This window comes from Rhodococcus sp. 14C212, from assembly GCF_011058195.1.
In the GTDB taxonomy this organism is placed as follows: domain Bacteria; phylum Actinomycetota; class Actinomycetes; order Mycobacteriales; family Mycobacteriaceae; genus Rhodococcus; species Rhodococcus aetherivorans.
Map to the genome: position 1 here is coordinate 1 of NZ_JAALEH010000147.1, position 9,055 is coordinate 9,055.

The 9,055-nt window shown below is 67.7% G+C and carries 8 protein-coding genes and 2 pseudogenes; 7 read left to right on the forward strand and 3 right to left on the reverse strand.

Translation table 11 applies throughout. The features are described from left to right. The 5 genes and pseudogenes from G6038_RS31060 to G6038_RS29405 all read left to right on the forward strand — a co-directional run. A pseudogene (locus G6038_RS31060) lies at positions 1–181 on the forward strand (IS1634 family transposase); the annotation flags it as partial. A gap of 44 nt (positions 182–225) precedes the next feature. Continuing rightward, complete coding sequence (locus G6038_RS29390) at positions 226–1,335, forward strand: tyrosine-type recombinase/integrase (RefSeq protein WP_346772951.1); 1,110 nt, start codon at positions 226–228, stop codon at positions 1,333–1,335. Then, a complete protein-coding gene (locus G6038_RS29395; protein ID WP_165042283.1) occupies positions 1,332–2,285 on the forward strand; it encodes a tyrosine-type recombinase/integrase in 954 nt (317 codons plus the stop codon). The genes G6038_RS29390 and G6038_RS29395 overlap by 4 nt, the downstream gene beginning before the upstream one ends. Next, positions 2,282–3,280, forward strand: coding sequence for a tyrosine-type recombinase/integrase (locus tag G6038_RS29400; protein WP_165042285.1), 999 nt, complete (start codon positions 2,282–2,284; stop codon positions 3,278–3,280). Before G6038_RS29395 ends, G6038_RS29400 begins: the two co-directional genes overlap by 4 nt. A gap of 142 nt (positions 3,281–3,422) precedes the next feature. Beyond that, positions 3,423–4,418, forward strand: a pseudogene (locus G6038_RS29405) (IS1634 family transposase); the annotation flags it as partial. Positions 4,419–4,537: 119 nt separating this feature from the next. On the opposite strand, the gene G6038_RS29410 reads toward G6038_RS29405, so the two are convergent. Continuing rightward, positions 4,538–6,079 (reverse strand): adenylate/guanylate cyclase domain-containing protein, encoded by a 1,542-nt coding sequence (locus tag G6038_RS29410; protein ID WP_165042287.1) that lies wholly within the window; start codon positions 6,077–6,079, stop codon positions 4,538–4,540. 43 nt (positions 6,080–6,122) lie between these two features. Here G6038_RS29410 and nucS point away from each other — a divergent pair, with 43 nt between their 5' ends. Next, positions 6,123–6,797: an endonuclease NucS gene (gene nucS, locus G6038_RS29415; protein ID WP_165042288.1), complete on the forward strand. Its 675-nt coding sequence runs from the start codon at positions 6,123–6,125 to the stop codon at positions 6,795–6,797. A 1-nt stretch (position 6,798) separates the two neighbouring features. After that, entirely contained in the window at positions 6,799–7,119 is a 321-nt protein-coding gene (locus G6038_RS31715; RefSeq protein WP_165042290.1) for an ATP/GTP-binding protein, read from the forward strand. 32 nt (positions 7,120–7,151) lie between these two features. On the opposite strand, the gene G6038_RS29425 is transcribed toward G6038_RS31715, so the two are convergent. Together G6038_RS29425 and mce are read right to left on the reverse strand one after the other, a co-directional pair. Beyond that, complete coding sequence (locus G6038_RS29425; protein WP_165042292.1) at positions 7,152–8,237, reverse strand: hypothetical protein; 1,086 nt, start codon at positions 8,235–8,237, stop codon at positions 7,152–7,154. A 107-nt stretch (positions 8,238–8,344) separates the two neighbouring features. Next, positions 8,345–8,827: a methylmalonyl-CoA epimerase gene (gene mce, locus G6038_RS29430; protein ID WP_165042294.1), complete on the reverse strand. Its 483-nt coding sequence runs from the start codon at positions 8,825–8,827 to the stop codon at positions 8,345–8,347. Positions 8,828–9,055: the final 228 nt, after the last annotated feature.

The following is a 9,055-nucleotide window of genomic DNA, read 5'->3' on the forward strand; positions in this document are numbered from 1 at the left end:
CCGCAACACGTTCGTGCGGACCCTGCAGCGCTGCACCGAGCATGGCTACCGTGACCGGATCGCGCAGCGCTGCTTCGAACACGCCGCCGCCGCGGGCGACCTGAACCTATTGCTCTACGACGTTACGACCTTGTACTTCGAGGCAGAGAAGGAAGACGAACTGCGCAAGGTCGGGTACTCGAATTATGCCGAGGTCTCTGTTATGCCGATGTTGTCGTCGCGGCGGTGGCCGTCGTGCAGGTCGAGGGGTTCGGAGGGGATAGCTCACGCGGCATAATCCTGGCAGCCGGCAGTCCGGTGTGTCCTTCTGAGGGTTCATCAGCCCATCAGAAGGAGAACATCATGGTTTCGGACAGCGGCACCGGTGCCGACGAGCAAACGGTCCCGGACAGCGACGTGCTGATCGAGTTCGGGCTATGGCTGGAGCGGCAGCGCGGGTTGACGCCGGTCACGGTCCACAACTACTGCTGGAACGTCGGGCGGTTCCTGGAATCGTTGCCTACCGGGTTGCCGGTGCGTTCGTTGGACGCGGCGACGATCACCGCATTCATGCTCGATTTTTGCCGGGACCGCAACACGAACTCGGCGAAGTCGATGGCCAGGTCGGTCCGGTCGTTTCTGCGATTCGCGCATGCCACCGGCGTGACGACGGCGGAGCTGTGGGGTGCGGTTCCCTCATCGGCAAGTTGGCGCCTGGCGTCGTTGCCGGTGCCCGTGCCGGCAACGGATCTCGAGCGTCTGCTCACTGTGGCCGCGTTGTTTCGGTCCACCGCCTTGAGTCGACGGGACTATGCGATCCTGCTGCTCCTTGCCCGGCTCGGGCTGCGGCGCGGTGAGGTCGCTCGCCTCGATCTCGACGATATCGATTGGCGAGCAGGCGAGGTCACGGTCGTAGGCAAAGGCAACACCATCGAACGCATGCCCCTTCCCACCGAACCCGGGGAGGCCATCGTCGCGTGGCTGACCGAGGGACGTCCTCGATGCCGGACGAGGTCTCTGTTCACGACGCTGCGGCCACCCGGGCGGCCCCTGTCGCCCGGCGCGATCGGTCATATCGTGGGCACCGCGTGCCGAACGGCAGGTCTTACCCGGATCGGCGCGCATCGCCTGCGCCATAGTCTGGCCACGGAGATGTTGCGGGCGGGTGCATCGCTGCCCGAGGTGGGACAGGTGCTGCGCCACCGCAGTGTGAGGTCCACAGCGATCTACGCCAAGGTCGACGAGCTGTCCCTGCGGCCGTTGGCGCGACCGTGGCCCGGCACGACCGTCGAGTCGACGGGCCCGGATGCTGAGGCTGGGAGCATGGTCCGACCGTGGCCCGAGGCTCGATCATGACCACGCTGCGGGAGAACGTCGCCGACTATCTCGTCATGCGCAGGGCGATGGGTTTCAAAGCCGAGGGCCTGGCCAAGTTGCTGATCAGTTTCGTCGGGTTCTGCGAGGCCCGCGGGGTGGACCACGTCACGAACGACATTGCGCTGCAATGGGCCACCTCGCAGATCAAGGTGCCCGTCCACGATGGACTGTTCGCCCGCAGGATGGACGCGGTGCGGCTGTTCGCCCGGCACCAGCAGACGTTGGATCCGGCCACGCAGGTTCCCCCGGAGACGGTATGCAATCGCCGATATCGGCCCCGGGAACCGCACATCTACAGCGACACCGAGGTCCACGCGCTGCTGACGGCAACAGAGACGTTGTCCCCGCAGTTCACGGCGGCGACGTGGCGCACTCTGATCGGTCTGCTCGCTGCCACCGGGATGCGCCCTGGTGAGGCCTGCCGTGTGGGTGTCGACGACGTCGATCTGGGCAACGGCGTGATCCAGATCCTGGGCACGAAGTTCGGCAAGTCCAGGCTGGTGTTCCTGCATCCGACCACGGTCACGCACGTGCGCCACTACCTGCAGGTCCGCCGAGACCACGTCCCCGCCGCCACGCGGGCATGCCCGATGCTCTTCCTGAACCGTCGGTACACGGCACTGGACCCGGACAAGCTGGGCGTCACCTTCAGAAAGGTCCTGGCCGAGGCCGCAATCACCACCATCGCCGGCCGCAGACCACCGCGGCTCCACGACCTGCGGCACACCTTCGCCGTGACGACGCTGCTGCGCTGGTACGACGATGGCCACGACGTCCAGGCGCGACTGCCGCTGCTGTCGACCTGGCTCGGACACGTCGATCCGGCCTCGACCTACTGGTATCTGCACGCAGTTCCCGAACTTCTCGGCCGGGCGGCGCGCCGCCTCGAGACCCGGGACAGCGCGACTGGGGCAGGGGCGCAGTCATGACAGCGCCGACTCTGACCTCGCTGATCCAGGGGTTCTTCACCGATCGCCTGGTCCGGCAACGACAGTCGAGCCCCCAGACCATCGCGGCCTACCGGGACTCGATCAGGTTGCTGCTGTTGTTCACCGCGCAGAAAACAGCGACGCCGCCGGTCCGGCTCACCATCGGCGACCTCGACGCAGCGACCATCGCCGCGTTCCTCGATCACCTCGACAGCGACCGGCGCAACAGCACGGCCACACGCAATGCGCGCCTGGCCGCGATCCACTCGTTCTACCGATATGCGCTGCCGCTCGTTCCGGAGCATGCGCAGACCGCAAGCCAGGTCCTCGCGATCCCGCCACGGCGATACGAACGGGCGATCGTGTCCTACCTGACCGAGATCGAGGTGGCTGCTCTGTTGCAGGCACCGGACCGCACCACCTGGTTCGGGCGCCGGGATCGGGCCCTGCTGATCACCGCACTCCAGACGGGACTTCGCCTCTCGGAACTGACTTCACTGACCGTCGAGGACGTCACCACCACGATTCCCGGCGCCGCCGTGCGCACCATGGGCAAAGGCCGACGGGAACGCGCCACTCCGCTGACCCGGCAGACGCTGGCAGTCCTGCGCCCATGGCTGAAGGAAACCGGCCCGCAGACCGGAGCGCCGGTCTTCCCCACTCGGCAGGGAACACCGATGTCTGCAGACGCTGTTCAACGCCTCGTCGCGAAGCACGCCGCCACCGCTATGCACAGGTGCCCCTCGATCGCTGCCAAGAACATCACCCCGCACACGCTGCGGCATACCGCTGCGATGACGCTGCTCAACGCCGGGGTCGACACCTCGGTCATCGCGCTCTGGCTCGGTCATCAGAGTCCGGTAACCACCCACATCTATCTCCACGCAGATATGGCCATCAAGGAGCGTGCACTCGACCGCGTGACCGCGCCGACCACCAGACCCGGGCGTTACCGACCCCCGGACACCCTTATCGGTTTCCTCGAGCAACTATGAGCATCGATCACGCCTCCCGGGTTATGCCGCGTGGACCGCCCCCACCGACCGCGTCGACCTGCACGAGGACCACCGCCCAACCGGCGACCTCGGCATAACCGAGACCTCGGCATAATTGGAGTTATGCCGTCCTCGGCATAACTCGAAGGAACGTCGGGTGGACCCGCAGATCGTCGTCGGGCTGCTGGTCGACCGCACCGGATTCCCTTTGGAAATCGGTTGTTTCGAAGGAAACCACGCCGAGACCCGCACGATCGTGCCGATCGTGCGCCAGTTCCAGGCTCGTCACAATATCGAGGGCGTGGAGATGGTCATCGCTGCCGACGCCGGCATGCTGTCCGCCTCGAATCTGAAAGACCTCGATGCTGCCGGACTGAAGTTCATCGTCGGTTCCCGGGTGATGAAAGCACCCTCGGATCTGGCCAGTCATTTCCACTGGAACGGCGACGTGTTCACCGACGGCCAGGTCATCGACACGGTCACCCCGCGACACGCAAAGAGCGTGGTCAACGATGTCAACCGTCGTGCCGAGCCGGTGTGGGACCCCGCCGACACGTCAGCGTGGCGAGCGATCTGGGCGTACTCGGCCAAACGCGCCGTGCGGGACAACCAGACGTTGAACGCTCAGGAAGCTCGGGCGAAGGCCGTCATCGACGGCACCCGAGCTGCACGATCGCCGCGGTTCGTCAAGACCACCGCGAAGGGCAAGACCCTCGATACGGCGGGCATCGCCCGGGCCCGTTCCCTTGTCGGGCTCAAAGGCTACGCCACGAACCTTCCTGCGCACGTGATGAACCCGCATGAGGTGATGGCGAAGTATCACGACCTGTGGCAGGTCGAGCAGTCGTTTCGGATGTCGAAGACCGACCTGCGGGCCCGGCCGATCTTCAGTCACACCCGGGATGCGATCGAGGCGCACCTGACCATCGTGTTCGCTGCGTTGGCGATCTCACGCTATCTGCAGGACGAGACCGGGATGTCCATCCGGAAGATCGTGCGGACCCTGCGTCCACTGCAGGAAATCACAATCTCGATCGCCGGCCACGAGCACACCGCCCTCGATCCACTCACCGCCGACGCCGCGAGCATCCTCGATTCCCTCGAAATCTCGAATCGTCGATCAGGGTTGGCACACTAAACTGGTGCAACTCAGGCGCCGAACACCCGTTACCGGAAGCCCCCCAACCTCGTTGGGGGGCTTCCGGCATTTCCGCGTTCCTCGTGGGCGCAGCCGAACCCGTCGGTCCTCCGTCGGGATCAGTCCACCGGAACCGCGAGGCGGGTGACCTCCGACCGCCCGCGCAGGGTGACTTCCCCCTTCGGTGACCATCGGGTGCGCTCCTCCTCCGCGGCCACCCGTACCGCCCGAGCCGACGCCACGACGTGGCCGGGGATGGTCTTGGCCAGGTCCGACAGCCGAGCCGCCTCGTTCACCGGATCGCCGATCACTGTGTACTCGAATCTCTCGTGAGCGCCCACGTTTCCGGCCACCGCGAGACCCTCGGTGACCCCGATTCCCGCCTCGCATTCGGGGACCTCGGTGCGCAACCGGCGTGCCATCCCCCGGGCGGCCGCGAGCGCACTGCCCGCCGCGTCGTCCATTGCGACCGGGGCGCCGAAGATCGCCAGCGCCGCGTCGCCCTCGAACTTGTTGACGAAGCCGCCGGCCCGGTGCACCTCCTCGACCACGACCTCGAAGAAGCGATTGAGCAGATGTACGACCTCGGTGGGCGGGCGATCGGCCGCCATTGCCGTCGAGCCGATGATGTCGATGAACAGCACCGCGACGTCGCGTTCCTCGCCACCCAGTCGCGGCGACGACGCCAGCGCCGCCCGCGCGACGTCCTGCCCGACGTGCCGGCCGAAGACGTCCCGGATCCGTTCGCGCTCGCGGAGACCGTCGGCCATGCGGTTGAATCCCGCCTGCAGTTCTCCTAGTTCGGTTCCGTCATAGACGACCACCTCGGCATCGAGGTCGCCCCGCTCGATGCAGGCCATGCCGGCTCGCACCGACTCGATCGGCGCGACGCTGGTCCGGGCGGTGAGGAGCATCAGTGACGCCCCCAGCAACAAGGCGAGTCCGCCGATCGTCAGGATCGTCACCGCGAAGCGGATGGGGGATACGGGACGGACGAAGCTGAAGACCGCCACGAGCATCAGTCCGACGACGGGAACGCCGCTGCCCAGCGCCCAGGCCACCATGATGCGGCCGCTGGTGCCGGTGAGTCGGCGTCGCGGGGTCGCCCCGGCCTCCAGGGCCCGGGCCGCGATCGGCCGCAGGGCGAACTCGCTGAACAGATAGACGAAGCCGCAGACCGTCAGTCCCGCGAGGGCGATGGTGAGGGCGACCTTCGGGATCGTGCGCGGATCGAGCACGCCGAAGGCGGTCGCGAACAGCACCAGCCCGAGCGCCCAGAACGCACCCTGCTGGGCGGTGAGGCGCATCGGCAACCGCATGGTTGCACGTCGTTCGTCGGGGGTGGGATCCCGGTCCTCGAGGATCCATCGCAGTTGTGCAAGGCCGCGCCGGGTCCCGAAGATTGTTCCCAGGACGATGGCCCCGCCGACGTAGACGGGTGCTATGACGCCGGTGACGACGACGAACTCCGGACGCAGCACCGAGGGGCCGGGGACGACGACGTTGATCAGCAACGCCGTGATCGCGGCCCCCGCGATATTGGTGCCGAGCAGCAACAGGGTGAGCAATGTCTGCACGCGAACACGTTGGCGCCGGACGGATTCCGCGGGCGCGCCGAGCAGGGGCGAGCCGAGGGGCGAGGTGCGGCGGGGGCGAGGCATGGTCGTTCGAGAGTAGTCCGGGGCGATCCTCTAGGGTGGCAACGTGCGCCTTGTGATTGCCCGCTGTCGAGTCGACTACATCGGACGTCTGACGGCACATCTGCCGATGGCGCGTCGGCTGCTCTTGGTCAAATCCGACGGATCGGTCAGTGTGCACGCCGACGACCGTGCCTACAAGCCGCTGAACTGGATGAGTCCGCCGTGCTGGCTGGTCGAGGAGTCCGCAGACGATGCGCATGCCCTTTGGGTGGTGACCAACAAGACGGGTGAGCAACTCCGGATCACCATCGACGAGATCGAGCACGATTCGAGCCATGAGCTGGGAGTGGACCCGGGCCTGATCAAGGACGGTGTCGAGGCGCATCTGCAGGAACTGCTCGCCGAGCACGTCGAAACCCTCGGCCCCGGCTACACCCTCGTCCGCCGGGAATATCCCACGGCCATCGGTCCGGTGGACCTGCTGTGCCGAGACGCGGACGGCGGCACGGTGGCCGTCGAGATCAAGCGGCGCGGCGAGATCGACGGTGTCGAGCAGCTGACCCGGTACCTCGAGCTGCTCAATCGGGACCCCTTGCTCGCGCCCGTCAGCGGTGTCTTCGCGGCGCAACAGATCAAGCCACAGGCCAAGACCCTCGCGACCGACCGCGGTATCCGCTGCCTCGTGCTCGACTACGAGGCCCTGCGTGGCACCGAGAGCAACGAGTTCCGGCTGTTCTGAAATGCCCCGCCGCAATGTTCCCCGATCGCAGCGCCGGCGCCGGCCCGATACCGGCGGGTCGACGTTCTCCGGGGCCACCTCCCGCACCGAATCGGGGCCGTCCGGCGCGGAGTCCGAGCGCTACACCGTGCGCACCGTCCCCGGATCGCGCGCAACGAAGGCGTACCGGTGCCCAGGCTGCGATCACGAGATCGCACCGGGAACACCCCATGTGGTCGCCTGGCCCACCGACGACATCGGGGGCGCCGACGAACGCCGGCACTGGCACAGCGGATGCTGGTCCGGCCGCGGTACCCGCGGGCCGACCCGGCGGTGGTCCTAGTGACGGCTCAGCCGTCGTGTCCTGATCGCGGCTCAGTTACGGACCTTGCTGGCCACTGCAGGTGAGCGGCCGAGGCGATCGGTGGGCGGTGCGTCGTCGCCGGACCGTTCTTCCTTCGCCGAGTCGGCTCCGCCGTCGCTGTCCTCCGGCTTGCCGCCGGCCGCCGGTAGTTCCTTGGTGGCCGGTTCCTTCTCGGAATCCCCGGTGGCGATCTCCTTGGTCGCGTCGGCCTCGCCCTCGGTGGTGAGCGCGTCCCGGTCGCGGTCGAGCAGCTCGCCCTCGCGCGTCACGGCGGCGAGCATCGACGGCACGGCCTCGAGCTGACCGCGCACCCCGTCCAACTGGCTGAGGATGCGGCCGCGCAGCACCCGCAGTTCCTCGGTCAGGTCGCGGGCGTTGGCGATCTTCCGCTCGGACTGTTCGGTGGCGAGCTCGAGGCGGCGTGCCGCTTCGCGGGAGGCGATCTCGAGACGCTGTTCGGCCTCGGCCTTGCTGGTGCGCTCGAGCTCGTCGAGGGCGCCGAGGACCTTGCTGCGGCGCTCGCTCATGGCGATCTCGAAATCCTGCTGGACCCGGTCCCGCTTGGCCTCCGCCTCCGCCGCGAGGCGATCGCGCTCCGCTTCGGCGGCGGCGATGATCCGGGCGGCCTGGGCGCGTGCCTCCGTCATCGTCCGGGCGTGCTCCGTCTCGAATGCCTTACGCCGCTCGGCGAGCTCGGCGATCATCGCCTCGTAGTCCCCGCGCAGCCGGATGCCCTCCTGCTCGGCCAGGGAAATCATCTCGGCTGCGTCGGCCTCGGCCCGAGCCCGCAGCTCGGACGCCTCGTCGGAGGCGAGGCGCAGCATGCGGGAGATGCGGTCGCTCATGCCCTCGGCCGTCGTGGGCGGCACCGAGAGCCGATCGACGTCCTTGCGCAGCTCGTCGATCTCGTTGCGGGCGTTCTCGAGCTGCCGAGCCAGGTCGCGAGCCTGGGCGGCGGCTGCATCGCGGTCCGTGGCGGTCACGCGCAGCTCGGCCTCGAATCGGGCAAAGTAGTTGGTCACCTCGTCGCGGTCGAATCCCTTGCGCACGATGGAGAAGGGCAGGTGGCTTGGGGTGCGATCGCGATCGAAGACCATGGCGCCAATCTACCTGCTCGAAGCGGCCGGAGCTGCGCGTGCCGCCGCGTTGTGCTAATGCTGCGGCGGTGTGAACCCGGCGAGTCGGCCGGGTGAGGTGTGGGCGGTCAGTGCGATCCGTGCGCAGCAGGTTCGACGAGCTCGACGAGCACGCCGCCGGCGTCCTTCGGGTGAAGGAAGTTGATGCGGGAGTCGGCGGTGCCGCGCCGAGGGGCGTCGTACAGCAGGCGCACGCCGCGCGCGCGGAGCTCGGCGGACACGGAATCGAGGTCGCTGACGCGGTAGGCGAGTTGCTGCAGGCCGGGCCCGCTGCGATCGATGAACTTCGCGATCGTCGAGTTCTTGTTCAGCGGGGCGAGCAGCTGTATCGCGGTCGCGCCCTCCGGCGAGCCGGGAACCGACAGCATCGCCTCGCGCACGCCCTGCTCCTCGTTGACCTCCTCGTGGGTGGAGACGAGCCCGAGGTTTTCGGCGTACCAGGAGAGGGCGGCGTCCAGGTCGGGGACCGCGATGCCGACGTGGTCGATGGCGGTCACGAGGCCGGAGGTCAGCGCCGCGAGCGGGGTCGGAGTGGGGGAGGTCTCAGTCATGAATAAAGACGGTAGCGCTAACGTTAGATCAGTATGCGTCGGGAGGGGCTTGCCGGCCTCGAGCCCGCGCGGAAGCCGTCACCCACCACCGGAGGAAATCCTCGTGACCAGTTCTGTCATCGTTGCCGGAGCCCGGACCCCGATGGGGCGTCTGCAGGGCGCCCTGAAGGACTTCTCCGGCTCGGACCTCGGCGGGGTCGCCATCGCCGGTGCCCTCGCCAAGGCCGG